The sequence below is a fragment of the Cellulomonas sp. GTC20042 genome (assembly GCF_055389595.1).
The window spans coordinates 3133545-3157919 of record NZ_AP043678.1; the positions used below are offsets into that span (position 1 = coordinate 3133545).

General features: G+C 73.8%; 23 protein-coding genes. 5 read left to right on the forward strand and 18 right to left on the reverse strand.

Features of this window, described 5'->3' with window-relative positions; all coding sequences use genetic code 11:
- Positions 1-87: 87 nt before the first annotated feature.
- From ACZ5HG_RS14500 to dapE, 4 genes are all read right to left on the reverse strand, one after another.
- Positions 88-1410 carry a hypothetical protein gene (locus ACZ5HG_RS14500; protein WP_464177505.1) on the reverse strand — a complete coding sequence of 441 codons (1323 nt, stop codon included), beginning with the start codon at positions 1408-1410 and terminating at the stop codon, positions 88-90.
- A complete protein-coding gene (folP, locus tag ACZ5HG_RS14505; RefSeq protein WP_464177507.1) occupies positions 1407-2357 on the reverse strand; it encodes a dihydropteroate synthase in 951 nt (316 codons plus the stop codon). Before folP ends, ACZ5HG_RS14500 begins: the two co-directional genes overlap by 4 nt.
- Positions 2354-3223 (reverse strand): LOG family protein, encoded by an 870-nt coding sequence (locus ACZ5HG_RS14510; protein ID WP_464177509.1) that lies wholly within the window; start codon positions 3221-3223, stop codon positions 2354-2356. Before ACZ5HG_RS14510 ends, folP begins: the two co-directional genes overlap by 4 nt.
- A gap of 77 nt (positions 3224-3300) precedes the next feature.
- Positions 3301-4386, reverse strand: coding sequence for a succinyl-diaminopimelate desuccinylase (gene dapE / locus ACZ5HG_RS14515; RefSeq protein WP_464177512.1), 1086 nt, complete (start codon positions 4384-4386; stop codon positions 3301-3303).
- A 96-nt stretch (positions 4387-4482) separates the two neighbouring features.
- Here dapE and dapD point away from each other — a divergent pair, with 96 nt between their 5' ends.
- Both dapD and ACZ5HG_RS14525 read left to right on the forward strand, forming a co-directional pair.
- Positions 4483-5436, forward strand: coding sequence for a 2,3,4,5-tetrahydropyridine-2,6-dicarboxylate N-succinyltransferase (gene dapD / locus ACZ5HG_RS14520; RefSeq protein ID WP_464177514.1), 954 nt, complete (start codon positions 4483-4485; stop codon positions 5434-5436).
- 8 nt (positions 5437-5444) lie between these two features.
- The gene (locus ACZ5HG_RS14525; RefSeq protein ID WP_464177517.1) at positions 5445-6380 is read left to right on the forward strand and encodes a hypothetical protein; all 936 of its coding nucleotides are present in this window, start codon (positions 5445-5447) and stop codon (positions 6378-6380) included.
- Between the two features lie 21 nt (positions 6381-6401).
- On the opposite strand, the gene ACZ5HG_RS14530 is transcribed toward ACZ5HG_RS14525, so the two are convergent.
- The 5 genes from ACZ5HG_RS14530 to fdxA form a co-directional block, all read right to left on the reverse strand.
- Positions 6402-7316 carry a methyl-accepting chemotaxis protein gene (locus tag ACZ5HG_RS14530; protein ID WP_464177519.1) on the reverse strand — a complete coding sequence of 305 codons (915 nt, stop codon included), beginning with the start codon at positions 7314-7316 and terminating at the stop codon, positions 6402-6404.
- Positions 7313-7936 carry a PAS domain-containing protein gene (locus ACZ5HG_RS14535; protein ID WP_464177521.1) on the reverse strand — a complete coding sequence of 208 codons (624 nt, stop codon included), beginning with the start codon at positions 7934-7936 and terminating at the stop codon, positions 7313-7315. Before ACZ5HG_RS14535 ends, ACZ5HG_RS14530 begins: the two co-directional genes overlap by 4 nt.
- Positions 7937-8023: 87 nt before the next feature.
- Positions 8024-9322, reverse strand: a complete 1299-nt coding sequence (locus tag ACZ5HG_RS14540; protein WP_464177523.1) for a citrate synthase — start codon at positions 9320-9322, stop codon at positions 8024-8026.
- Positions 9323-9537: 215 nt separating this feature from the next.
- Positions 9538-10707: a succinyldiaminopimelate transaminase gene (gene dapC, locus ACZ5HG_RS14545; RefSeq protein ID WP_464177525.1), complete on the reverse strand. Its 1170-nt coding sequence runs from the start codon at positions 10705-10707 to the stop codon at positions 9538-9540.
- Positions 10708-10709: 2 nt separating this feature from the next.
- Complete coding sequence (fdxA, locus tag ACZ5HG_RS14550; RefSeq protein ID WP_464177527.1) at positions 10710-11036, reverse strand: ferredoxin; 327 nt, start codon at positions 11034-11036, stop codon at positions 10710-10712.
- A gap of 101 nt (positions 11037-11137) precedes the next feature.
- On the opposite strand from fdxA, the gene ACZ5HG_RS14555 reads away from it, so the two are divergent.
- Positions 11138-11395 carry a putative acetyltransferase gene (locus ACZ5HG_RS14555; protein ID WP_464177529.1) on the forward strand — a complete coding sequence of 86 codons (258 nt, stop codon included), beginning with the start codon at positions 11138-11140 and terminating at the stop codon, positions 11393-11395.
- Between the two features lie 9 nt (positions 11396-11404).
- Here the strand turns inward: ACZ5HG_RS14555 and ACZ5HG_RS14560 are convergent, their stop codons facing one another.
- Complete coding sequence (locus ACZ5HG_RS14560; protein WP_464177531.1) at positions 11405-11896, reverse strand: MarR family winged helix-turn-helix transcriptional regulator; 492 nt, start codon at positions 11894-11896, stop codon at positions 11405-11407.
- Positions 11897-11935: 39 nt separating this feature from the next.
- On the opposite strand from ACZ5HG_RS14560, the gene ACZ5HG_RS14565 reads away from it, so the two are divergent.
- Positions 11936-12877, forward strand: coding sequence for a DMT family transporter (locus ACZ5HG_RS14565; protein WP_464177533.1), 942 nt, complete (start codon positions 11936-11938; stop codon positions 12875-12877).
- Here the strand turns inward: ACZ5HG_RS14565 and ACZ5HG_RS14570 are convergent.
- The 6 genes from ACZ5HG_RS14570 to ACZ5HG_RS14595 form a co-directional block, all read right to left on the reverse strand.
- Positions 12834-14627, reverse strand: a complete 1794-nt coding sequence (locus tag ACZ5HG_RS14570; protein ID WP_464177535.1) for a VanW family protein — start codon at positions 14625-14627, stop codon at positions 12834-12836. The genes ACZ5HG_RS14565 and ACZ5HG_RS14570 overlap by 44 nt on opposite strands.
- A 129-nt stretch (positions 14628-14756) precedes the next feature.
- Positions 14757-15311 carry a flavin reductase family protein gene (locus ACZ5HG_RS14575; RefSeq protein ID WP_464177538.1) on the reverse strand — a complete coding sequence of 185 codons (555 nt, stop codon included), beginning with the start codon at positions 15309-15311 and terminating at the stop codon, positions 14757-14759.
- 13 nt (positions 15312-15324) lie between these two features.
- Positions 15325-15729, reverse strand: coding sequence for a hypothetical protein (locus tag ACZ5HG_RS14580; protein ID WP_464177540.1), 405 nt, complete (start codon positions 15727-15729; stop codon positions 15325-15327).
- 10 nt (positions 15730-15739) lie between these two features.
- Positions 15740-16897, reverse strand: a complete 1158-nt coding sequence (locus ACZ5HG_RS14585; RefSeq protein ID WP_464177543.1) for a PIG-L family deacetylase — start codon at positions 16895-16897, stop codon at positions 15740-15742.
- A gap of 10 nt (positions 16898-16907) precedes the next feature.
- Positions 16908-18845 (reverse strand): translational GTPase TypA, encoded by a 1938-nt coding sequence (typA, locus tag ACZ5HG_RS14590; RefSeq protein ID WP_464177545.1) that lies wholly within the window; start codon positions 18843-18845, stop codon positions 16908-16910.
- Positions 18846-18994: 149 nt separating this feature from the next.
- Positions 18995-20908, reverse strand: a complete 1914-nt coding sequence (locus ACZ5HG_RS14595) for an ABC transporter ATP-binding protein (RefSeq protein ID WP_464177547.1) — start codon at positions 20906-20908, stop codon at positions 18995-18997.
- 102 nt (positions 20909-21010) lie between these two features.
- Here ACZ5HG_RS14595 and ACZ5HG_RS14600 point away from each other — a divergent pair, with 102 nt between their 5' ends.
- Positions 21011-21625 (forward strand): PH domain-containing protein, encoded by a 615-nt coding sequence (locus ACZ5HG_RS14600; protein ID WP_464177549.1) that lies wholly within the window; start codon positions 21011-21013, stop codon positions 21623-21625.
- Between the two features lie 8 nt (positions 21626-21633).
- Here the strand turns inward: ACZ5HG_RS14600 and ACZ5HG_RS14605 are convergent, their stop codons facing one another.
- Both ACZ5HG_RS14605 and ACZ5HG_RS14610 read right to left on the reverse strand, forming a co-directional pair.
- Positions 21634-22692 (reverse strand): ABC transporter permease, encoded by a 1059-nt coding sequence (locus ACZ5HG_RS14605; RefSeq protein WP_464177551.1) that lies wholly within the window; start codon positions 22690-22692, stop codon positions 21634-21636.
- Entirely contained in the window at positions 22689-24320 is a 1632-nt protein-coding gene (locus tag ACZ5HG_RS14610) for an ABC transporter permease (RefSeq protein WP_464177553.1), read from the reverse strand. The genes ACZ5HG_RS14605 and ACZ5HG_RS14610 overlap by 4 nt, the downstream gene beginning before the upstream one ends.
- Between the last annotated feature and the right edge of the window lie 55 nt (positions 24321-24375).

Consider the following 24375-nt stretch of genomic DNA (forward strand, 5'->3'; position numbering starts at 1 on the left):
CAGGGCGGGCCCGGTCGGTTGTGACCTGATCGGGGGAAGCGCTTGCCCGACCCCGTCGCGTCCCCGGTCGACCCCGTGGCGCACGAGTCACGGCGGCCAGCCCGACGGCGGCACCAGCCGCCAGATCCGCCACACCCACACGATCTGGAGCACGATCATGGTCGCGGCCACCAGGCACCACCACGCACGCCGGGCCCCGACCGGGCGGAGCACCACGCCGGCGGTGGCCGCACCCAGCGGGAACGCGAGGATCAGGAACCGCGCCAGGCTGCTGCCCGGCTCCACCGCCGCCGCCAGGTACACCAGGTACGCCGCCGACCAGGCGTGCAGCTCGCGCCCGAGCCGCCAGGTGGCCGGGGCCAGCAGCGCCACCCCGACCACGAGGGCCGCCGCCGCCAGCACCAGCGGCGCCGCGCCGCCGAACCAGAAGGTCGAGATGTAGCCCCAGGCGCCGAAGGGGGCGATCTCCCGCACGCCGCGCCAGGCGCCCTGGGTGAGCAGGTAGCCGTCCGGCACGCCGGTGACCCAGCCGCAGATCAGCGGCCACGCCACGCCGGAGACCGCCGCGGCGACCGCGAGCGCGCCGATGCCGACCGCGTCCCGGCGCGCGAGCAGCCCGGCGGTCCCGGGCTCGGCACCCGGCTCGAGCGCCGCACGCGCGGCGCGGTGCTCCCGCCACCGCACCCACCCGTGCACCAGCACCACCGCCGCCATCGGCAGCGCGACGGCGCGGGTGAAGCCCAGCGCCACCACCGCCACGCAGGCCCAGGCGTAGCGCCGGGTCACGATCAGCAGCAGCGAGGTCGCCACCAGCAGCAGCGCCAGGGACTCGGTGTAGCCGACCTGGAGCACCACCGAGGTCGGGAAGACGGCGACCAGACTGACCGTCGCCAGCGGCAGCCCCGGGCGGGCGGCCACCGCGCGCGGCGCCCCGCGCTCGATCAGCCGGTGGATCACCACCATCGCGGCACCGCCGAGCACCAGGGCGGTGGTGGGGGCGAGCAGCGCCCACGAGCCGCCGGTCAGGGTCATCAACGCGCCGACCAGCATCGGGAACAGGGGGAAGAACGCCCACGCGTTCTGCTGCACCAGCCCGTCGGCGCCGACCGGCAGCGTGGCCGGGTAGCCGTGCTCGGCGATCGACCGGTACCAGGACGCGTCCCACATCAGGCCGGTGTAGTCGACGTAGCCCGGGGAGGCGCCGGTCCACCCGTTCGCGGCCTGCGCGCGGGCGACCACCAGCAGCACGACCGCGGACAGCAGCCGCGCGGCGGCGTAGACGGCCAGGGTCTGCACCCACCACGGCCAGGTGCGCGGATCGAGGTGCACGCTCCCGCGGGCCGCACGGCCGGCGCGGTCCACGTCCGCCACGCCCGCGCCGACCCCGTTCCCGCCGGGCCCGCCGCTCACGCCAGGCCCCGCACCGCGCGCGCCGGCGGGGTGCCGCCACGCAGCACGGCCACCATGTCCACGGTGCGCCGGGTGGCGCGGACGTCGTGCGCCCGGAACACGCGCGCGCCGTGCCACGCCGCCAGGGTGGTGGCGGCGAGGGTGCCCTCCAGCCGCTCCTCGGGCGGCAGGTCCAGCGCCTCGCCGACGAAGTCCTTGCGGGACAGCGCGACCAGCACCGGGTGGCCGAGGGCCGCGAGCGCCGCGGTGCGCCGCACCAGGTGCAGCGAGTGCCAGGTGTTCTTGCCGAAGTCGTGGGTGGGATCGACCAGCACGCTCGCCGGGTGCACGCCGACCTCGACCGCGCGCGCCGCCGCCGTCCGCAGGGTGCGCAGCACGTCGTCGAGCACCCCGTCCAGCGGATCGGCAGCGGGGTCGGCGCCGGGATCGTCCGGCCCCGGGTACGTCACGCGCAGCGGGTCGGTGCGCGGCGGCAGCCCGCCGGTGTGCGAGCAGACCACGCCGAGCCCGCGCTCCCCCGCGACCTCCACGAGCGCAGGGTCGTGCCCGGCCCAGGTGTCGTTGAGCAGGTCGGCACCGGCGTCGGCGGCGGCGCGGGCGACCTCGGCGCGCCAGGTGTCCACGCTGACCAGCAGGTCGGGGTGGCGGTGGCGCACGCGCTCGACCAGGGGCACCACGCGGGCGATCTCCTCGGCGACGTCCACCTGCGGGCCGCGCCCGGCACGCACGCCGCCGAGGTCCACCAGGTCGGCGCCCTCCTCCTCGGCACGCGCGACAGCGGCGTCGGCACCGGCCGCGTCGTACCGGGCCGCGGCGTAGAACGAGTCCGGCGTGCGGTTGACCACGGCCATCACCACCGGGCGCTCCGGTCCGAACCAGCGCCCGCGCAGCAGCAGCGGGGCGCCGGCCGTCGGCACACCGGGCACGGGCGCTGCCTCCTCGGTCACCCCTGCGTGCCGCCCTCGGCCGCGGCACCCTCGGCAGCCGCGTCCTCGACCGCCTCGGTCTCGGCCTCCTGCTGCGCCTGCTCGGTCCCGACGGCGGCCGCACGCTCGGCGGCGCGCAGCTCGGCGCCCCGCTGCTCGACGATCTGCACCGCCTCGTCGGCGTCGTCCACCAGCCGGAGCAGCTCCAGGTCGGCCTCGCGGATCATGCCGCGCTCCAGCACCGGCCCGCGGGCCCAGTCGAGCAGCCCCTGCCAGTACGCGGAGCCGACCAGCACGATCGGGAACTCGGTGACCTTGTGCGTCTGCACCAGGGTCAGCGCCTCGAACAGCTCGTCGAAGGTGCCGAAGCCGCCGGGCAGCACGATGAAGCCCTCGGCGTACTTGACGAACATCGTCTTGCGGGCGAAGAAGTAGCGGAAGTTGACGCCGAGGTCGACCCACGGGTTCATGCCCTGCTCGAAGGGCAGCTCGATCCCCAGGCCGACCGAGACCCCGCCGGCCTCGCTGGCCCCCTTGTTGGCGGCGGACATGATGCCGGGGCCGCCGCCGGTGATCACGGCGTAGCCGGCCTCGACCAGCCGGCGTCCGACGGCCTCGCCGAGCGCGTAGTCGGGGTGGTCCGGCGAGGTGCGGGCGGAGCCGAAGACGCTGACCGCGGGGCCGAGCTCGGCCAGCGCACCGAAGCCCTCGACGAACTCGCTCTGGATCCGCATGACGCGCCACGGGTCGCCGTGCAGCCAGTCGGCGCCGTCGCCGCCGGAGAGCAGGCGCTGGTCGGTGGTGGTCGCCGGGATCTGCGAGCGTCGCAGCAGCACCGGGCCCTTGCGGTACCCCTGGCCGGGGGCGGGAACGCCGTCGTCAGTCATGCCGCCGACTCTACGGTCCGCCCCTGTCCGCGCAGGTCGCCGCGCGCCGGGTCGGCCTGTGAACAGCAGGTGGACGTTCAGGCGGTGAGCCAGGCGCGCAGCGCGTCGTGGCAGAGCGTGAGCTGGGCGACGGGCAGGTGCTCGTCGTCCTTGTGCGCGAGCAGCGGGTCGCCGGGGCCGAAGTTCACCGCGGGGATGCCGAGGGCGGAGAACCGCGCGACGTCGGTCCAGCCGTACTTGGGGGCGGGCGCGCCGCCGGTGACCGCGAGCACGGCGGCGGCGAACTCGGCGGCGGCCGGGTCGTCCAGGCCGGGGCGGGCGCCGGCGGCGGAGTCGGCGACCACGACCTCGTAGCCCGCGAACAGGTCGCGGACGTGCGCGGCGGCCTCCTCCACGCTGCGGGAGGGGGCGAAGCGGTAGTTGACCGTGACCACGCAGGAGTCCGGCACGACGTTGGTGGCGATGCCGCCGTTGATCAGCACGGCGTTCAGCCCCTCGCGGTACACCAGGCCGTCGACCTCCACCGAGGCGGGCTCGTAGGCGGCGAGCCGGGCCAGCACGGGGGCGGTGGCGTGGATCGCGTTGTGCCCGGTCCAGGCGCGGGCGGAGTGCGCCGCGACGCCGGGCACCCGCACCTCGGCGCGCAGGGTGCCGTTGCAGCCGCCCTCCAGGCCGGCGTCGGTCGGCTCGCAGAGCACGGCGAAGTCGGCGGTCAGCCACTCCGGGTGCTCGCGGGCCACCCGGCCGAGACCGTTGAGCGAGGCGTCGACCTCCTCGTGGTCGTAGAACACCCAGGTGATGTCGCGGGTCGGCTCGGCCAGCGAGGCGGCGAGCGCGAGCTGCACCGCGACCCCGCCCTTCATGTCCACGGTGCCGCGCCCCCAGAGCACGGCGTCGGCGCCCTCGCCCTCCAGCCAGGTCGGCAGGTTGTCGGCGACCGGCACGGTGTCGAGGTGACCGGCGACCACCACACGGGTCGGCCGGCCGAGGTGGGTGCGGGCGACCACGGTGTCGCCGTCGCGCAGCACCTCCAGGTGCGGCACCGCGCCGAGCGCCTCGGCCACGGCGTCGGCCAGCGCCCGCTCCTCGCCGCTCACCGAGCGCAGGTCGCAGATCGCGGTGGTCAGGGTGGTCAGGTCGGCGCTCAGGTCCAGGGTGGTCACGGCCCCAACGTACCCACCCGCCGGGCCGGCACCCCCCGCCGTCCGACCCGCAGACCGGCCCGAGGAGCACCCCGCGCGCCGACTACGCTGGCCGCCATGACCGACCGCACCGCCTGGGGCTGGGGCCTCGCCACGATCGCCGCCGACGGCTCGACCCTCGACACCTGGTACCCGCAGCCCGCGCTGGGCTCCCCCGCCGCCGGGGACGAGACCGCACCGGCCACGCTGCTGGCGGCCGAGGGCGAGGACCCGCTGCGCGGCGTGCGTCTGGAGGCCGTGCGCACGGTGGTCGACCTGGACGCCGCCCCGGCGAGCACCGCCGACGCCTACCTGCGGCTGCACCTGCTCTCGCACCGGCTGGTGGCCCCGCACGGGCAGAACCTGGACGGGGTCTTCGGCGTGCTGCCGAACGTGGTGTGGACCGATCGCGGACCGTGCGCCGTCGAGGGCTTCGAGGACGTGCGCGGCCGTCACGTCGCCGCGGGCCTGCGGATCTCGGTCTTCGGCGTGGACAAGTTCCCGCGGATGGTCGACTACGTGCTGCCGACCGGCGTGCGGATCGCCGACGCCGACCGGGTGCGCCTCGGCGCGCACCTGGCCCCCGGCACCACGGTCATGCACGAGGGCTTCGTGAACTTCAACGCCGGCACGCTCGGCACCTCCATGGTCGAGGGGCGGATCTCCGCCGGCGTCGTGGTCGGAGAGGGCTCGGACATCGGCGGCGGCGCCTCGATCATGGGCACGCTGTCCGGCGGCGGCCGCGAGGTGGTGCGGATCGGCGAGCGCTCGCTGCTCGGCGCCAACGCCGGCCTGGGGATCGTGCTCGGCGACGACTGCGTGGTCGAGGCGGGGCTGTACGTGACCGCCGGCACCAAGGTCACCGTGGTCGGCCGCACCGGCGAGGACGGCTCCCCGGTGGTGGTCAAGGCCCGCGAGCTGTCCGGCCAGGACGGCATCCTGTTCCGCCGCAACTCGCTGACCGGCGGTGTCGAGGCGGTCGGCCGCACCGGCACCGGCATCACGCTCAACGCGGCCCTGCACGCGAACTGACACGGGCCGTGGCACAGGGGCGCGACCGGCGCCGACGGCGGGGCCCCGGCACCGCCTCGCGCGTCGGCTGCGCCGCCGTGACCAGCCTGGCGCTGCTGGTCGGGGCGGTGGGCGGCGTGGTGTGGTTCCTCGACTCCCGCGAGCCCGCGGCGGCCTCCCGACGCTGCACGGCCGATCTGGACGGCACCGCCTGGGGGCTGTCCAGCGACCAGGCGGACAACGCGGCGCTGATCACGGCGATGTCGGTGCAGCGCGGGCTCCCGGCGCGGGCCGCGACGATCGGGCTGGCCACCGCGTTGCAGGAGTCGCGGATGATCAACATCGACTACGGCGACCGCGACTCGGTGGGCCTGTTCCAGCAGCGCCCCTCGCAGGGCTGGGGCACCGTCGAGCAGATCATGGACCCGGTGTACTCGACCGGGAAGTTCTACGACGGCCTGGTGCGGGTGCCCGGCTACACCGACCTACCGGTGACCGAGGCAGCGCAGGCGGTGCAGCGCTCGGGGTTCCCGGACGCCTACGCCCAGCACGAGGTGCGCGCGCGGGCCTGGGCCTCGGCGCTCACCGGTTGGACGCCCGCCACGCTCACCTGCGACCTGGACGCGCCGGAGACCGCCGGCACCGTGGAGGAGGTCGTCGCCCGGGTGAACCGGGACTTCGCGGGGAGCGTGCTCGCCGCCGCCGACGCGGGCCGGTCCTCCGAGGAGGTCGTCGCCGTGCGCCTGGAGGCGGACCGGCTGGCGGCCGACGGCGACACCCTGCGAGCGGGCTGGGCGGTGGCGCAGTGGGCGGTGGCCGTCGCCGAGCCGCTGCGCCTGGTCGCGGTGGACGTGGGCGACAGCCGCTGGGAGCGCGCGGACGACGAGGCCGGCTGGAAGGCGGGCGTGCTGGACGACCCGCTGCCCGACGGTGCGGTGGTCGTGCTGCTCGCCCCCGCGCCCTGAGACCTCCCGCCGCGCGATCCCTCAGCGCAGCTCGGCGAAGGCGGTGATCTCCGCGCGCAGCTGCTCGGCCATCTCCGCCAGGCCCGTCCCGTCCCGACCGCCGGCCGCCGAGGCGACCACCTGCACCTGCGCGGTCATGCCGCCGATGATCTCGTCGATCCGCCCGATCGCCCGGCCCGCCTCCTCGGCGGCGGCCTGCGCGGCCACCACCTGCAGGGCGATGTCGTCCGACCGCCCGGAGGAGTCGTCCGCGAGGGTGCGGACCTCGCCGGCGACCACCGCGAACCCGCGACCGGACTCCCCGGCGCGCGCGGCCTCGATCGTCGCGTTGAGGGCCAGCAGGCGGGTACGGCTCGCGATGGCCTTGACCAGGCTCGCGGCCTCGTGGATCTGCCCGGAGGTGTCGGTGAGGCTCTGCACGGTCGCCCGCGAGTCCTGGGCGGCGACGGCGGCGGACTCGGCGGCCGAGGCCAGCGACGCCGCGGACGACGCCAGGCCCTGCGCGGAGTCCGCGACCCGCGCGGCGACCAGCACCATCCGCTCGGCCAGCTCGGCACGCTCGCGCTGGTCCCGCTCGGAGCGCAGCGCGGCCGACTCCAGGGCGGCGCGCGCCCCGTCGATCCGCCTGGCGCCCTCGCGGAACGCCCCCGGCATGCCGCGGCGCAGGAACCGGCGGTGGAACCGGCCCTCGCCGGCGGCCGTCAGGGACGCCTGCGACTCGCGGACGTAGGCGTCCACCAGGTCGGCCAGCCGGTTGAGCGCGGTGCGCGCCCGGACCACGGCGGGATCACCGTCGAGCGGAGCCAGTCGACCCTCCAGGTCGCCCTCGGCGATCCGCTCGCAGAACTCGGCGATGGCGTCCAGCGACCGGCGGGTGGCCTCGTCGGCGTCCACCACCGGGGTCTCGGCGGGGCGGCGCCGCCCCCAGGCGCTCATCGGGCACCCTCGGCGGCCAGCTCGTCGGCGGCCGCGAGGGACCAGACGAACTCGTCGTAGGTGGCGCCGGCGGCGTCCAGGGCGCCCATCAGCGCGGCGGTGCCGGCGGCGATGGCGTCCTTGGTGCGGGTCTGCTTGTTCTCCTCGGCGAGGATCGCCGCGTACAGGTCGCCCACTGTGCGTCGCGTCGCGGGCGGCACCCAGCGCCGGTTCGAGTGGTAGCCGATGATCTGCCCGCCCGGCCCGAACGACGGCGTGACGTGCGCGAGCACCCAGTAGTGCCCGCCGTCCTTCGCCAGGTTCACCACGTACGCGAACAGCTCCTTGCCGGTGGGGATCACGTCCCACATCAGCTGGAACACCGCGCGCGGCATGGCCGGGTGGCGGATCAGGTTGTGCGGCTTGCCGAGGATCTCGTCCTCGGTGTAGCCCGCGACGCGCACGAACACGTCGTTGGCGTAGGTGATGACCCCCTTGGGGTCCGTCTTGGAGACGATGATCTCCTCGGGCCCGAAGGTCCGCTCATGACCGGTCGGGGCCACGGCACGCCCCCCGCGCGCCGCACCACGACCACCCCGGTCGGCACCACGCTGCGGCAGCGCGGTCTCGGTAGGCGACATGCCCAGTCGATCGGCCGTCCCACCAGCGATCTGACCGGTTTGCCCGGACTCTTTCGCCAGCAGATCAGGAAAGCGCGTACCGGTGCGTCAGCGGCGCTCGGCGGGCACGTAGTCCCGCTCCGGCGAGCCGGAGTACACCTGGCGCGGCCGGCCGATCTTGGTCTGCGGGTCGCGCATCATCTCCCGCCACTGCGCGATCCAGCCGGGCATCCGACCCAGGGCGAACAGCGGCGTGAACATCGAGGAGTCGAAGCCCATCGCCTTGTAGATCAGGCCCGTGTAGAAGTCGACGTTCGGGTAGAGCTTGCGCGAGATGAAGTACTCGTCCGACAGCGCGATCTCCTCGAGCGTCCGGGCGATGTCCAGCAGCTCGTCGTTGGCGCCGAGGGCGGTGAGCACCGCGTCGGCGCTCTCCTTGACGATCGCGGCGCGCGGGTCGTAGTTCTTGTACACCCGGTGGCCGAAGCCCATCAGGCGGACGCCCTGCTCCTTGTTCTTGACCCGGCGCATGAAGTCGCTGGCATCGCCGCCGTTGTCCCGGATCTCGCCGAGCATCCGCAGCACGGCCTCGTTGGCGCCGCCGTGCAGGGGGCCGGAGAGCGCGTTGATCCCGGCGGCCACCGAGGCGTAGAGGTTGGCGTGGCTGGACCCGACGATCCGCACGGTCGAGGTGGAGCAGTTCTGCTCGTGGTCGGCGTGCAGGATCAGCAGCTTGTCCAGCGCCTTCACGATCGTGGGGTCCACGTCGTACTGCTGGTACGGCACCGCGAAGGTCATCCGCAGGAAGTCCTCGATGTACCCGCGCGAGTAGTCGGGGTACAGCAGCGGCTCGCCGCGCGAGGTGCGGTGCAGGTAGGAGGTGATCGTGCGGGTCTTCGCCAGGATCAGCACGGTGGCGAGCTCGACGGTCTCCGGGTCGAAGGGGTCGAGCGACTCCGGGTAGAACGTGGCCAGCGCGTTGATCGCCGAGGACATCACCGCCATCGGGTGCGCCCCCGACGGGAAGGTCCCCATGAAGGTGCGGAAGTTCTCGTGCACGAAGGTGTGCCGGTTGACCCGCTCGACGAAGGCGTCGAGCTGCGTCGGGCTGGGCAGCTCGCCGTTGAACAGCAGGTACGCGACCTCCAGGAAGGAGGAGTGCTCGGCGAGCTGGTCGATCGGGTAGCCGCGGTAGCGCAGGATCCCGGCGTCGCCGTCGATGTAGGTGATCTGCGACTCGCAGGACGCGGTGTTCATGAACCCGGGGTCGACGGTGACCAGGCCGGTGTCGCGCAGCAGCGAGGACACCACGACGCCGTCGTTGCCCTGGGTGGCGCGGACCACCGGCAGGTCGTGCGACGAGCCGTTCACCAGGAGCCGGACGGGTTCGGTGGCGACGTCGGTCATGGCGTTCCTCCTCGGACGGGTGCGGTGGGACGGGATCGGGCTCCCCCGCGCCCTGAGATCTGGGGACGGCTGCGGCTCCGGTGCTGCGCGCCGTCCTGCGGCCGGTTGCGGCCTGGACCGACGCTACTTCGGGTCGGAGGGTCCGACCATCCCGACGACGACCCCGGACCGTGTGATGCGGGTCACATCAGGGTCAGGCAGAGTTCAGCAGCAGGTCATGCCCGGGTCAGCGGACGGTCCGCTGCTGCCAGCCGGGCGACCGCCGCCGCGATGCGTTCGTCGGTGGCCGTGAGCGCCACCCGCACGTGCTGCGGGGCACCGTAGAACGCACCCGGCGCGACCAGGATCCCCAGGTCTGCCAGCCAGGACACCGTCGCCCAGCAGTCACCCGCGCCCGCGGCGGGCCGCACCCAGAGGTACAGCCCCGCCTGCGAGCCGTCGACCACCAGGCCGGCCGCCTCCAGCGCCGCGCGCAGCGTGTCGCGCCGGTGCCGGTAGCGCTCACGCTGCTCGGCCACGTGCGCGTCGTCCCCGAGCGCGACGGCCATCGCCGCCTGCACCGGCCCGGGCAGGATCATGCCGACGTGCTTGCGGGTGGCCAGCAGCGCACCGACCAGGGCGGGGTCCCCGGCGACGAAGGCCGCCCGGTAGCCGGCGAGGTTGGACTGCTTGGACAGCGAGTACAGCGCGAGCAGGCCGGAGCGGTCGCCCTCGGTCACCCGCGGGTCCAGCACGCTCGGCACGCCCTCGCTCGCCCACGGCTGCTCCCAGGGCAGCTCGGCGTAGCACTCGTCCGAGGCGATCACGACGGCGCGACCGGTGCGGGCCTGCACGGCGCGGGCGGCCCGGACCACGGCGCGCAGCGCGTCGACGCCCAGCACCCGACCGTCCGGGTTGCCCGGCGAGTTCAGCCAGACCAGACGCACCCGGTCCGCGTCGGGCCCCTCGAGCAACGCCACCGGGTCGTCGGTGGGCACCGGGGTCGCCCCGGCCAGCCGCGCGCCGACGTCGTAGGTCGGGTAGGCCGCCGCGGGGTGCGCCACCAGGTCGCCCTCGCCCAGCCCGAGCAGGGAGGGCAGCAGCGCCACCATCTCCTTGGAGCCGATCGTCGGCAGCACGCCCGCCGGGTCCAGGTCCGGCACGCCACGACGCCGGGCGAACCAGGCGACCACGGCCGCGCGCAGCGCGGGGGTGCCGGCGGTCAGCGGGTAGCCCGGGGAGTCGGCGGCCTCGGCGAGCGCGCGCCGCACGATCTCGGGGGTCGGGTCCACCGGCGTCCCGACGGACAGGTCGACGATGCCGTCGGCGTGCGCCCGGGCACGGTCGCCGTCGGGGACGAGGGTGTCCCAGGGGAAGTCCGGCAGCGCGCCGGTCGCCAGTCCCACGCTCAGTCGCCGTGGACCTGCAGCGGCAGGGTCGCGATCACCGGGTGGTCCTTCTCGATCCGGCCCATCTTGGCGGCGCCGCCCGGGGAGCCGAGGTCGTCGAAGAACTCGACGTTGGCCTTGTAGTACTCGGACCACTGCTCGGGGACGTCGTCCTCGTAGTAGATCGCCTCGACCGGGCACACCGGCTCGCAGGCGCCGCAGTCCACGCACTCGTCGGGGTGGATGTACAGCGTCCTCTTGCCCTCGTAGATGCAGTCGACCGGGCACTCCTCGATGCACGCCTTGTCCTTGACGTCCACGCAGGGCTGGGCGATCACGTAGGTCATGCGGTGCCTCCACGCTCGGTGCTCGGATCTGCTCCTAGTATCTCCCACACCGCCGGTCGCACCGCCCGGACCACCCGCCCAGCGCAGGAGACACCCGCCACATGACCGCGTCGACACCCGCCGCCGAGCCGTGGCGCTCCTGGACGGCCGGTCAGCGCGTGGTGGTGCGGCGACGGCTGCCGGAGGGATCGCCGCAGCCGTACACCGACGTGCTCGGCGACCTGCTGGTGGTGGACGACGGGGGCGTGACGGTGCGGACCCGTCGGCAGGGCGACGTGCGGGTGCCGGGCGAGGAGATCGCGATCGGCAAGGTCGTGCCGCCCGCGCCGGTGCGTCGACGGCCGCGCGCGGAAGACTGAGCGGCGGGCTCAGCCGCGCCCGTCGAACGCCTCCAGCCAGCGCCGCAGCAGCGCCTCCAGCGCGTCGGCCTCCTCGGCGGTGAGCACGCTCATCAGCCGGTGCTCGTTCGCCATGTGCGCGGTGAACGCGCCGTCGACGACCTCCAGCCCGCGCGGGGTCAGCGCGACGACCCGGCCGCGGGCGTCGTCCTCACTGGTCCGGCGGGTGACCAGCCCGGCGGCCTCCAGCCGGTCGAGCCGCTTGGAGATCGCGCCGGTGGTGACCATCGTGTGCGCGGCCAGGGTGCCGGCGGCGCGCTCGTAGGGCTCCCCCGCGCGGCGCAGCGTGGCGAGCACGTCGAACTCGCCCTCAGTCAGGCCGTGCTCGCGGTAGACCGCGACGATCTCCTCGGTGAGCGCCGCACCGAGCCGGTGCAGCCGCCCGATCACTCCCTGCGGGCGGGTGTCGAGGTCCGGGCGCTCCCGCGCCCACTCCTGCCGGATCCGGTCGACGTGGTCCATCTCTCGATCATATCTTCCGCGGAAGGTACTGTGTCTTCCATGGAAGACATCCGCCGCTGGCTGCCGGTCGCCGCCGTCGCGCCGGTGCTCTGGGGCACCACCTACTACGTCACCCGGCACACGCTGCCCGCCGACAGCCCGCTCTGGGGCGGCGTGCTGCGCGCGCTCCCCGCCGGGCTGGTCCTGCTCGCGCTCGCCCGTCAGCGCCCGCACGGCGCCTGGTGGTGGCGCTCGGCGGTGCTCGGCACGCTCACCACCGGGGCGTTCTTCGCGCTGGTCTACGTCGCGGCGCAGCGGCTGCCGACGTCCATCGCCTCCACGGTGATGGCGGTCGGCCCGGTGGTGATGATGCTCGCCGGCTGGCTGCTGCTCGGCCAGCGCCCGCGGCTGCTCGCCGCCCTGGGCGGGGCGCTCGGCGTGCTCGGGGTGGCGGTGATGCTCCTCGGCGGCGGGGACGGTGCCGCGATCGACCCCTGGGGCGTGGCCGCCTCGGTGGCGGCGATGGTGCTGTCCTCGGTCGGCTACGTGCTGGCGACCCGGTGGCGCGACGACGTCGAGGTGCTGCCCTCGACCGCCTGGCAGCTGATCGCGGGCGCACTCGTGCTGCTGCCGTTCGCGGTCGCGGTCGAGGGCGCTCCCCCGGCGCTGGACGGCCGGGCCCTGCTCGGCTTCGCGCACGTCTCGCTGGTCGCCACGGCGGTCGCCTACGTCGCCTGGTACGCGGCGCTGCGCCGGCTCGGCCCGGCCACCGTCGGCCTGGTCGGCCTGCTCAACCCGGTGACCGGCGTGCTGCTCGGCACCCTGGTCGCGGCCGAGCCGCTCACCGCCCGGCAGCTCGTCGGCATCGCCGTGGTGCTCGGCGCGATGGCGCTGGGCTCATCGAGGCGCGGCACCGGCCGACCCGCGCGGAGCGACCGGCCCGCGAACGACGTGCTGGTCAGCCCGCCGGTGCCGCCGTCGCCGGGTCCGGCCCGCAGATGACCTTGTTCTGCGCCTTGTAGCGCCAGGTGAACGGCTCGACCGCGACCACCTCGCCGTTGAGCGAGAGCGTGCGCGTGTTGGTGATCGAGAAGCCCGGGTTGCCGGCCGACTGCGGCGAGCAGGTCGCCGACTGGGAGTAGACCGTGGTCGGCTGCACGACGTTCGACTTGCCGCTCGCCTCGGTGGTCACCGTCCAGTACGGGGTGCCCCACAGCCGGACCCAGGTCTTGCCGTCGGCCACCCACGCCTGCACCAGCGCGCCGTAGGGCGTGGTGTTCTTCCACTTCATGTCGAGGGTGCCGGTGAACAGCGTCGCCTCGCGGCCTGCCGGGTACCGGGTGAACCACTCGGAGTGCGGCTTGTGCTCGACGTCCTCCATGCCCGCCAGGTACGCGGCGTTGAAGGTCGTGGTGGACAGCTGCGACAGGCCGCCGCCCCAGGCGTCGGTGTGCTCGCCGCTGACGATCGCGCCCGCGGTGGTGAAGCCGTGGGCGGCGTCGATCGGGCCGAGCGCGTCGGTCAGGCTGAAGGTCTCGCCGGGGCGGACCAGCGTCCCGTTGATCGCGGCGGCACCGGCGGCGATGTTCTGGGTGCGGCGCGGCTCGCTGGTCAGCGGGGTGGAGAACTCCGCGACGACCTGCGTGACGCCCAGCGCCTCCAGGGCCGCCGTGCTCTCCGCCGGGTCGCTGGCGACCAGCTCGACGCTCGCGGTGCGCGCGTCCGCCGAGGACGCCGCCGTCGCGACCGCGCTCGCCAGCGCCGCCGGGTCGAGGGTGGTGCCCGGGGTGCCCGCGACGATCACCGGGGCGTCGTTCTGGAACTCGAAGTACGCGTCCGCCGAGACGGTCAGCAGGTCGGTGGTGCGGTCCACCACGGCCTGCACCAGCGCGGCGCCGTCCATCTGCAGCGCGAGCGAGCCGTCCTGCGGCACGAAGGACGCGGCGGAGACCAGCACGTCACCGGGGAGCTCCGGGGCCTGCCCCGCGACCTGCACGGTCACCGGGGCGGCGCCGACGTTCACCGCGACGTCCTGCATCACCTCGTCGGTCTCGGCCTGGGTGATCTCCGGCTCGACCACCTCGGTGGCCAGCTCGAGCGGGCGGGCGGCCGTCAGCCAGTCCTGCTCCAGCGTCTCGCGGGCGGCGTCGGTGTCCACCTGCCAGCCGTCCACCGCGTCCACGGCGTGCGGGGTGCCGTCGGCGAAGAGGATCGACCCGTCCACCGGCGCCAGGGTCAGCGTGCCGGCCAGGTCCTCCACCGCGCCGTCGAGCTTGTCCTCGTCGACCTCGGTGACCGGCGGCTCGGCGTCGCCGCCCACCACGTGCCGCCACAGCCGACCCGGGCTCAGGTCGACGCCGGTCAGACCCTCGACCGTGGCCGGGACGTCCAGCGAGAGGCCGGCGGTCGCCGGGTCGACCGTGCCGCTCAGGTCCTCGGCGGACACCGGCACGGGCTCGGTGGACAGGTCGCCCAGCGCGTCGGTCAGCGCCTTCTCGGCGTCCGCGGTGGTCTTGCCACCGATCTCCACGCCGGCCACGGTGGTGCCGCGCGGCACCCGGTCGGCCAGGGCGTAGGCGGCACCCACGTAGGCGCCGCCGAGGGCGACCACCACACCCGCGACGATCAGGGTCGGACGCAGCCAGCGACGACGGCGTCCGTCCTCCTCGAACTCGTCCAGCGGAGACCAGGGCTCCTCGGGTCCGGCACCGTCGACAGCGGGCTCGGTGCCCTCCGTGCTGCCCTGGGTCATGCGGTCTCCCCCTCGTGGGACGGCGGTCCGTCGCAGGCGGGCGGACCTCCCACGATTCTACGGGCGCACGTCGCCCGGACCCCACGCGGAGGGTGCTCGCCGGGTCACGATCCGGTCCCGATCACCCGGTCAGCGCAGGCCGCGGGTCCGCCGCCGCAGGTGCACCAGGCCGCCGCGGTCCGCCGCACCCTCCCGGGCGTCCAGCACGTGCCCGAGCACCACGTCGTGATCACCGGCCGGCACGATCTGCGCGGTCCGGCACTCCAGCCACGCCGCGGCACCGGTCACCCAGGCCGCCCCGGACAGCGGCGCGCGCTCGTGCGGCACCCGGTCGAGCTGTCCCACCGCCGGTCGCCCCGGGGAGGCCAGCCAGTCCGCCACCGGCGCCTGGTCGTCGGCCAGCACGCTCACCGCCCAGGTGTCCACGTCGTCGAGCGCCTCCCGGAACCGGGCGTCGGCGTGCACGCAGAACAGCAGCATCGGCGGCTCCAGCGAGACCGAGGCGACCGCGCTGGCGGTCATCGCGTGGTCCTGGCCGCGCCAGCGCAGGGCCAGCACGGCGACACCGGCCGGCAGGCGTCCGACGGCGGCGCGGTAGGCGTCGGTCGGCGCGAGGGCGGGCCGGTCGGCCGGGTTCCCGGCGGCCGCAGGCGTCCCGGCGGGTGCGGCGCCGCCGTCCGTCATCGGGCGGTCCCGGTCACGGAGCCGCGGTGCCGTCGGGGGTGGGCGTGCCCCGGCGCAGCGGGGTCTCCGCGAACCAGGACCGTGGCAGCGCGGCGACCACCACCGGCAGCAGCACCGCACCACCGGCCCACAGCCAGCCGTAGGCGTCCGAGGCGGGCATCATCACGTCCCCGCCGGGGCCGGTCGAGGCGAGCACCTGCACCACCGCGAACAGCCCGACCACCAGGCCGAGCAGCGCGACCGCGCCCGACCAGGCGCGCACGGCGACCGCGGCGGCGATCACGAGCAGCAGCGCGAGCACCAGGCCCCACGGGCGGGTGGAGCGGTGCACGACGGTGCCCACGGCACCGATCAGCGCCCCGAGGACGAGCGCGCCGAGGGCGTGCAGCAGCAGGCGGGGCTGGAAGGTGAACGGCACGGTGGTCAGGCTACGACGCCCGCACGCCGCCGGGCCACACGGTGCGCGCCGCCGGCTCGCGCGGTGCGTGACCGGGCGCCCAGGCGTAGGTCTCGTGCGCGAGCACCGGCGCCAGCACCAGGTTCGACAGCGCCAGCGCGGCCACCACCCCGGAGGCCGGGTCGGTCGGCGTCACCGCCTGCACCTGCGTCGCGTGCGCGCGCAGCGCGGCCAGCACCCGGTCGAGCACCGGCGCCACCGGCACGGACAGCCCGGGGCCGGCGGCGAGCGTCGCGTCCGCCACCGAGGGCAGCGGGCCGTCGGCGTCGGGGAGCGCCAGCGGCCCCTCGCGGGTGGGGCGCCGGTCGTCGGAGCGCGCGGCGAGCAGCGCCCGCACGGCGGGGTCGGTCGCGAGGGCGGCGTACCCGGCGCGCAGGGCGTCGGGGGCGGTCACCGCCCACAGCACGGGCGGGGCGACCGGCGCGGGCGGGGCCGACGCGGTCGAGCCGCCGTCGCGCTCGGCCGGAGGGGTCGGGGCGCCCGGCGTCCATGCGGGATCGGCGGCGAGATCCACCGCGCGCATCGTGATCGCGTGCGCGCGCACGTGGTCGGGGTGGCCGTAGCCGCCGCCCGGCTCGTACGTGACCACGACGTCCGGACGCCGCACCCGCAGCAGCAGCGCGAGCCGTCCGGCGGCCTCGTCCAGGCCCGCCGCGACCAGCGCGTGCGCGGGCACCTCCCCCGCCGACCCGGCCTGCCCGGTCCCCACCCAGGCCATCCCCGAGTCCTCGTACCGCGCGCCTCCGTGCGCATCCTGCGTCGAGAGGACAGCAGCTGTCGCTTCAGCACCCCGGGAAGCAGCATCTGCTGTCCTCTCGGCGGGCGCAGGCACGAGCGCGGGCACGGGCAGGCGGTCGAGGAAGACCTGGTCGGCACCGAGGGCCGTGCAGGCGGCGGCGATCTCGTGCTCGCGGTGGGCGGCGAGCGCGGGGCCGTCACCCTCCAGGTGCGCCAGCGCGGCGCCGATCACCTCGCCGCGCTCGCCGCGGGTGCAGGTGACGACGAGCGCCGGCAGCCCGGCCGCGGCCCAGGTCGCCAGCAGCGCGCCGGTGCTCAGGGTCTCGTCGTCCGGGTGCGCATGCACCGCGAGCACGCCACCCGTGCGGGTCGGCGTGCTCGCGGTGGTCATGAGCGGTGCGTCAGGAGCGCTTGCTGCGCGCGACCTGCCGGGCGCGCTCGGTCTGGTCCAGGATCACCTTGCGGATCCGCACCACCTCGGGGGTCACCTCGACGCACTCGTCCTCGCGGGCGAACTCCAGCGACTCCTCGAGGGTGAGGTGCCGCGGCGGCACCAGGTTCTCGAAGTTGTCGGCGGTGGAGGAGCGCATGTTGGTGAGCTTCTTCTCCTTGGTGATGTTGACGTCCATGTCCTCGGCGCGGGAGTTCTCGCCGACGATCATGCCCTCGTAGACCTCCTGCGTCGGGTCGACGAAGAACGAGCCGCGCTCCTGGAGGTTGATCATCGCGAACGGCGTCACCGCACCGGCACGGTCGGCCACCAGCGAGCCGGCGATCCGGGTCTCGATCGGGCCGGCCCACGGCTCGTAGCCCTCGGCGATGGAGGACGCGATGCCGGTGCCGCGGGTGTCGGTGAGGAACCGGGTGCGGAAGCCGATCAGGCCGCGCGAGGGCACCAGGAACTCCATGCGGACCCAGCCGGTGCCGTGGTTCGACATGGTCTCCATGCGGCCCTTGCGCTGCGCGAGCAGCTGGGTCACGGCGCCGAGGTACTCCTCGGGGACGTCGATGGTCATGCGCTCGACCGGCTCGTGCACGTGGCCGTCGATCTTCTTGGTGACCACCTGCGGCTTGCCGACGGTCAGCTCGAAGCCCTCGCGGCGCATCTGCTCGACCAGGATCGCCAGCGCCAGCTCGCCGCGGCCCTGCACCTCCCAGGCGTCCGGGCGGTCGGTCGGGACGACGCGCAGCGAGACGTTGCCGATGAGCTCGGAGTCCAGGCGGTCCTTCACCTGGCGGGCGGTGACCTTGTGGTTCTTGCCGCCCTTGCCGGCCAGCGGCGAGGTGTTGATGCCGATGGTCATGGAGATCGCCGGGTCATCGACCGTGATCAGCGGCAGGGGCTGCGGGTTCTCCGGGTCGGTCAGGGTCTCGCCGATCGTGATGTCGGCGATGCCCGCGACGGCCACGATGTCGCCGGGGCCGGCCTTCTCGGTGGGGACGCGGGTGAGCGCCTTGGTCTCCAGCAGCTCGGTGATCCGCACGTTCTGCATGGTGCCGTCGGCCCGCGCCCACGCGACGGTCTGGCCCTTGGTCAGCTCGCCGTTGAAGATGCGCAGCAGCGCCAGGCGGCCGAGGAACGGCGAGGCGTCGAGGTTGGTGACGTGTGCCTGGAGCGGCGCGCCCTCGGTGTAGGTCGGGGCCGGGATCTTCTCGAGGATCGTCGCGAACAGCGGCTCGAGGGTCTCGGAGTCCGGCAGGCCGCCGTCGGCGGGCTGGTTCAGCGAGGCGCGGCCGGCCTTCGCGGCGGCGTAGACCACCGGCACGTCCAGGATCGCGTCCAGGTCCAGGTCCTCGACCTCGTCGTGCAGGTCGGAGGCCAGACCGAGCAGCAGGTCGGTCGCCTCGGCGACGACCTCGGTGATCCGGGAGTCCGGACGGTCGACCTTGTTGACCACGAGGATCACCGGCAGCTTGGCGGCCAGCGCCTTGCGCAGCACGAAGCGGGTCTGCGGCAGCGGGCCCTCGGAGGCGTCCACCAGCAGCACGACGCCGTCGACCATGGACAGGCCGCGCTCGACCTCACCACCGAAGTCGGCGTGGCCCGGGGTGTCGATCACGTTGATCGTGATGCCGCCGGGCTCGCCCACCGCGGCCGCCGCGGGGCCGGAGTACCGGACCGCGGTGTTCTTCGCGAGGATGGTGATGCCCTTCTCGCGCTCCAGGTCGCCGGAGTCCATCGCGCGCTCGTCGACGTGCGCGTGCTCGCCGAAGGCGCCGGACTGCCAGAGCATGGCGTCGACGAGCGTGGTCTTGCCGTGGTCGACGTGGGCGACGATCGCGACGTTGCGCAGATCGCCACGCACACGGGTTCCCGTGGGCGTCGAGGGCACAGACATATGAGGACTCATTCCGCGAGGGTGGGAGATCAGAGGGCGCGACGACGTCGAGCGCCGGTCGATTGTACGCGCACGCACGACGCGGCGGCACGATGCGTGATCGTGCCGCCGCGCGGCGTGCGGGGTGCCGGCCGGGGCCGGCGGGTGGATCAGGCGCCGCCGCGGGGGCGAATGTTGCCCTCGAACTTGCCCTTGTTGGTGGTCTCGGTGTCCTCGAAGTCCTGGACAGCCGTCGCGTCCGCGCCGTGCGCGAGGGCCGCGTCACGCGCGGCGGCCTCGGCAGCGGCCTGCTCCAGCAGCCGGTCGCGCTCCTCGCGACGCAGCTTCTGCTCCGCGGGGTTCGGCACCGGGACCGCGGCGAGCAGGCGGCGGGTGTAGTCCTGCTGCGGGTCGTGCAGGATCTGCGCGCGCGGGCCGACCTCGACCAGCTTGCCCTTGTTCATCACGGCGATCCGGTTGGACAGGATCTCCACGACCGCGAGGTCGTGGCTGATGAACAGGCAGGCGAAGCCGTACTCGCGCTGGAGCTCCTGGAACAGCTCGAGCACCCGGGCCTGCACCGACACGTCGAGGGCCGAGGTCGGCTCGTCGGCGATCAGCAGCTTGGGCGACAGGGCGAGCGCACGGGCGATGCCGACGCGCTGGCGCTGGCCGCCGGACAGCTCGTGCGGGTAGCGGTTCCGCATGGCCCGGGGCAGGTGCACCCGGTCCAGCAGCGCCTCGACGCGCTTGTTCAGCTCGGCACCGGCGGCGACCTTGTGCAGGCGCATCGGCTCGCCGATGGACTCGCCGATCGGCAGGCGCGGGTTCAGCGAGGAGCCCGGGTCCTGGAAGACGATCGAGACGTCCTGGCGCACGGCACGCAGGTCCTTGGGCTTGATGCCCGCGAGCTCGACGCCGTTCACCGACAGCGAGCCGCCGGCCACGGGCAGCAGGCCCACGGCGGCGCGGCCGACGGTGGTCTTGCCGGAGCCGGACTCGCCCACCAGGCCGACGACCTCGCCGCGGCCGATGGTGAGGTCCACGCCGTCGATCGCCCGGAACGCCGGCACGCGGCCGCGGCCCGGGTACTCGATGATCAGGTCCTTCGCCTCGAGGGCGAAGCCGGACGGGGACGCGGTCGCGCCGGCGGGGGCCTCGCGCTCGGAGACGTGCAGCGCCGCGGTGCCCTCCTCGACGGCCACCGGGTGCTCGCCGTGCAGACCCTGCGCCGCGAGCGTCTCGGAGCCGAGGTGCGGCACCGCGTCGAGCAGCTGACGGGTGTAGGGGTGCTGCGGGCGGTTGAAGATCTCGTCGGCGGAGCCGCCCTCGACCACGCGACCGTTCTTCATCACCATGACGCGGTCGGACAGGTCCGCGACCACGCCCATGTCGTGCGTGATCAGGATGATGCCGGCGTCCACGCGGTGACGCAGGTCGCGCATGAGCTTGAGGATCTCGGCCTGCACGGTGACGTCGAGGGCCGTGGTCGGCTCGTCGGCGATCAGCAGCTTGGGGTCGCAGGCGAGCGCCTGGGCGATCATCGCGCGCTGGCGCTGGCCGCCGGACAGCTGGTGCGGGTACTTGTCGACCGAGGCCTCGGGGTCGGGGATGTCGACCATCTTCAGCAGCTCGATCGCGCGCGACCGGGCCTCCTTGGGGCCGATGTCGAAGTGCACGCGCAGGGTCTCGATGATCTGGAAGCCCACGGTGTACACCGGGTTCAGGGCCGTCATCGGCTCCTGGAAGATCACCGAGACGTCCTTGCCGCGCACGGAGGACAGCTGCTTGTGGGTCAGGCCCAGCAGCTCCTTGCCGCCGAGGCGCGCCGAGCCGCTCGCGCGGCCGTTCGGGGGCAGCAGGCCGATCAGCGACATCGAGGACTGCGTCTTGCCGGAGCCGGACTCGCCGACGATCGCCAGGACCTCGCCCGGACGGACGTCGTAGCTGACGTCCACGGCGGCGGGGAACCACTCGCCGTCCACGAAGAACTCGACCGTGAGGTCGCGGACCTCGAGGATCGGGGTCTTGGTGGCGATGTCGCCCGTGCCGGGGTCGCCGGCGGCGTTGAACTCAGTGCTCACGGTTCACGAGGTCCTTCCGTGGTGCGCGACGACCTGCAGGTCAGCGGGTCGCGGGCGATCGGTGCGTCGAGTGCCTGCGGCGTTCTCTGCGACGATGGCCGCATGGTCTCGGCAGACGTGGTGGAGTACAGACCGGCCTTCGGCCGGGGACTTGCAGTGGTGATGGCGGCGCTCGGCGGGGGCGGTCTGCTGACCGGCCTCGTCAGCGACTGGGAGGTGACGCTGCCCTTCGTCGCCCCGGTGCTGCTGGTGGTGACCGCGATCTGGGCCGCCTACTGGCGTCCCGCGGTGATCGTGAGCCCCGCCGGCGTGGAGCTGCGGAACGTCACCCGCACGATCGAGCTGCCGTGGCCGAGCATCCAGCGGGTCGAGACCCGCTACGCGCTGACCCTGCACACCGCCTGGGGCGACTACGCCGCCTGGGCGGCACCGGCCCCGAGCCGGGCCCGCGTCACGAGCTCCGGCTCCGAGGACGTCCGCAACCTGCCCGAGTCCACGTACGGACCCGGCGGCTCGGTGCGCCCCGGCGACCTGGCGTCCAGCGGATCGGGCCAGGCGGCCATGATCGTGCGGACGCGCTGGCAGGAGATGCGCGACGCGGGCGTGCTCGAGAACGCGCGCCTGGAGCGTGACCGCCCCCGCGTGCGCTGGCACGTGACCACGCTGGCGACGATCGGCGTGCTCCTCGTCGCCAGCGTGCTCCCGCTCGTGCTCTGACACGGGTCTCAGGCCCTCGCCTCGGCCCGCGCCTGCGACTTCGCGCGACGGGCGTCCGCCTTGGCGAGGGCCCGGTTGGTCGGGATCCGCCGCTGACGCGGGTCGAAGGCGTCGCGCAGGCCGTCACCGATGAAGTTGACGCAGAGCGCGATGGCCACGATGAACAGACCCGGCCACCAGAACAGCCACGGCCGCGTCGCGAACGCCGACTGGTACTCGTTGATCAGCTGACCCAGCGAGACCTCGGGGTTCGAGATGCCGAAGCCGAGGTAGCTCAGCGCGGTCTCCAGCAGGATCGCCGAGGCCATGAGCAGCGTCGCGTTGACGATGATCACGCCGACGGCGTTCGGCAGGATGTGCTTGAACATGATCCGGCCGTTGCTGGCGCCGGCGACGCGGGCCGCATCCACGAACTCCCGCTCGCGCAGGGTGAGGAACTGGCCGCGCACCAGACGCGCCATGTTGGTCCAGGAGACCAGGGACAGCGCGACGGCGAGGGTCCACGGGTTCGCCCCGCCGACCAGCACACCGAGGATCGCGCCGATCATGATCACCGGGATGGTGATGATCATGTCGGTGAACCGCATGAGCAGGTTGTCCAGGCGACCGCGGAAGAAGCCGGCCATCGCACCGATCACGACACCGATGGTCGTGGACAGCAGACCGATCACGAGCATGATCGTCAGCGACTGCTGGGTGCCGCGCATGACCATCGCGAAGCCGTCACGGCCGATGTTGTCCTGGCCGAACGGGTGGTCCCCGATGTGGAACCCGCCGGAGAAGCCCATGGTGGGCGCGCCGCCGGCGTTCTGGATGGCGTCCGTGTCGCGGTAGCCCCACTTCCACCAGCCGGGGATGGGTCCCCAGCCGATCGACGTGGTGACCAGCAGGACGATCGCGATCAGCACGATCGCCGAGATCATCGCACCGCGGTGCCGGAGGAACCGACGCAGGACGATGCGGCCCTGCGAGAGGCCCTCGACCTCCTTCAGCTCGATCGCGTTCTCGACGTTCTCGACGGGGTCGTGGTGGCCGTCGTCGGGCGTCAGCGGAGGTGTGAGGCTCATGCGTTGACTCGGATCCGGGGGTCGAGCGCCGCGTACACGAAGTCCACGACGATGTTGGCGAGGACGAGCAGGGTGCCGGTCACGAGGAAGTACCCCATGATCGGGTCCGCGTCCTTGTCGGTCAGCGACTTGATGAACAGCGCGCCCATGCCGGACCAGCTGAAGATCCGCTCGGTGATGATCGCGCCGCCGAACAGGGCCGCGATGTCGAGCGGGACCACGGTCGCGAGCGGGATCAGCGCGTTGCGGAACGCGTGCCGCATGGTGACGACCCGCTCCGGCAGGCCCTTGGCGCGCGCGGTGCGGATGTAGTCCTGGTTCATGACCTCGAGCAGGCTGGACCGGGAGTACCGGGTGTAGCTCGCGAAGGAGATCAGGATCAGCGCGATCGTCGGCAGGATCAGGTGGGTGAACTTGTCCAGGGACTGCACCCAGAAGTCGCCGCCGAGGCCGGGCGTCTGCGAACCGATGGTCGCGATCGGCCGGTGGTTGATCTTGCTGGCGTTCGTGTAGGGCAGCCAGACCTGCATCACCCGGTCGATGAAGATCAGCACGCCGACGAAGACGCCGGTGATCATGGCGCCGCGCATCGAGACCTTGCGGTCCGGTCCGCCGAACAGGTAGCCGACGACCGCGCCGACGACGAGCGTCGCGGCGGCCAGGCCGGCGATCAGGCCCCAGGAGGCGCTCACGAAGGCGAACTGCAGCGGCCACCACAGGGCGACGCCGATCACGACGACCGTGAGGGACGAGTACAGCGCGCGCTTGTCGCGCAGGCCGGCCGACAGGGCGGTGACCGCGTAGGCGATGCCCGCGCCGAGCACGGCGATGGTCACCGGGCCGAGCGAGGGGTCGAGCAGCCAGTCCGTCGTGGAGATGAAGATCAGCGCGCCACCGGTGGCGGCGGTGCCGACCCCGAAGGAGAACCATCGGGTGCGGGTGGCTCCGCCGACCGCCGAGGAGATCAGCCCACCTCCCAGCAACCCGATGATGACGATCCAGTGCACGGGCACGTGCGGGTCCGCGAGGAAGTCGTTGAAGCCGATGGCGCCCCAGAGCTTGAGGAGCACGGCGACCCAGAACGACGGCAGCGAGTACAGGACGAACGAGAGGAACGTCACGCCGTAGTCGAAGCGGGTGTACTGGCGCAGCGCGGAGACGATGCCGACCAGGACGCCGAGACCGATCGCGAGGAACGTCGAGGCAGCGACCAGCTGCACGGTCGACGGGATCGCGGAGCTCAGCAGGCTCGGCACCGACTGCCCGGTGCGCCAGCTCGACCCGAAGTCGCACTGACCGATCACGCAGCCGCCGATGCCACCGAGCCACTTGAGGTAGCGGATGACGGGCGGGGTGTTCAGGTCGAGCGCCTCGATGCGCGCAGCGATCAACGCCTCTTTGTTGGGCGTGGTCAGCGTGCGCAGCTCCTCGAGGGGGTCGAGGGAGTACGCCAGGAGCATGTAGACGATGAACGTCGCTCCGAGCAGCACGATCGCGGACGACAGCAGGCGCCGACCGAGGAACGTCAGGGTCGGTGCGCTGCTGCGCAACCAGGAACGGCGTGCCTGGACCGGTGCGCCGGGCGCCGAGGGCGCGCCGGAGGCACGGGTCGTGACAGAGGTGGCCATAGGGTCCTTGACCTCACGGGAAGGGGATTGCTCGCGATGGGCGATTCTACGCGTA

What these genes read in the sequence shown, in the direction of transcription:
- ACZ5HG_RS14510 (WP_464177509.1), bottom strand. Translation starts at nt 3,223, where the DNA reads ATGACTGACGACGGCGTTCCCGCCCCCGGCCAGGGGTACCGCAAGGGC.
- dapD (WP_464177514.1), top strand. Translation starts at nt 4,483, where the DNA reads ATGACCGACCGCACCGCCTGGGGCTGGGGCCTCGCCACGATCGCCGCC.
- ACZ5HG_RS14530 (WP_464177519.1), bottom strand. Translation starts at nt 7,316, where the DNA reads ATGAGCGCCTGGGGGCGGCGCCGCCCCGCCGAGACCCCGGTGGTGGAC.
- ACZ5HG_RS14535 (WP_464177521.1), bottom strand. Translation starts at nt 7,936, where the DNA reads ATGTCGCCTACCGAGACCGCGCTGCCGCAGCGTGGTGCCGACCGGGGT.
- ACZ5HG_RS14540 (WP_464177523.1), bottom strand. Translation starts at nt 9,322, where the DNA reads ATGACCGACGTCGCCACCGAACCCGTCCGGCTCCTGGTGAACGGCTCG.
- fdxA (WP_464177527.1), bottom strand. Translation starts at nt 11,036, where the DNA reads ATGACCTACGTGATCGCCCAGCCCTGCGTGGACGTCAAGGACAAGGCG.
- ACZ5HG_RS14555 (WP_464177529.1), top strand. Translation starts at nt 11,138, where the DNA reads ATGACCGCGTCGACACCCGCCGCCGAGCCGTGGCGCTCCTGGACGGCC.
- ACZ5HG_RS14560 (WP_464177531.1), bottom strand. Translation starts at nt 11,896, where the DNA reads ATGGACCACGTCGACCGGATCCGGCAGGAGTGGGCGCGGGAGCGCCCG.
- ACZ5HG_RS14565 (WP_464177533.1), top strand. Translation starts at nt 11,936, where the DNA reads ATGGAAGACATCCGCCGCTGGCTGCCGGTCGCCGCCGTCGCGCCGGTG.
- ACZ5HG_RS14570 (WP_464177535.1), bottom strand. Translation starts at nt 14,627, where the DNA reads ATGACCCAGGGCAGCACGGAGGGCACCGAGCCCGCTGTCGACGGTGCC.
- ACZ5HG_RS14575 (WP_464177538.1), bottom strand. Translation starts at nt 15,311, where the DNA reads ATGACGGACGGCGGCGCCGCACCCGCCGGGACGCCTGCGGCCGCCGGG.
- ACZ5HG_RS14585 (WP_464177543.1), bottom strand. Translation starts at nt 16,897, where the DNA reads ATGACCACCGCGAGCACGCCGACCCGCACGGGTGGCGTGCTCGCGGTG.
- typA (WP_464177545.1), bottom strand. Translation starts at nt 18,845, where the DNA reads ATGTCTGTGCCCTCGACGCCCACGGGAACCCGTGTGCGTGGCGATCTG.
- ACZ5HG_RS14600 (WP_464177549.1), top strand. Translation starts at nt 21,011, where the DNA reads ATGGTCTCGGCAGACGTGGTGGAGTACAGACCGGCCTTCGGCCGGGGA.
- ACZ5HG_RS14605 (WP_464177551.1), bottom strand. Translation starts at nt 22,692, where the DNA reads ATGAGCCTCACACCTCCGCTGACGCCCGACGACGGCCACCACGACCCC.
- ACZ5HG_RS14610 (WP_464177553.1), bottom strand. Translation starts at nt 24,320, where the DNA reads ATGGCCACCTCTGTCACGACCCGTGCCTCCGGCGCGCCCTCGGCGCCC.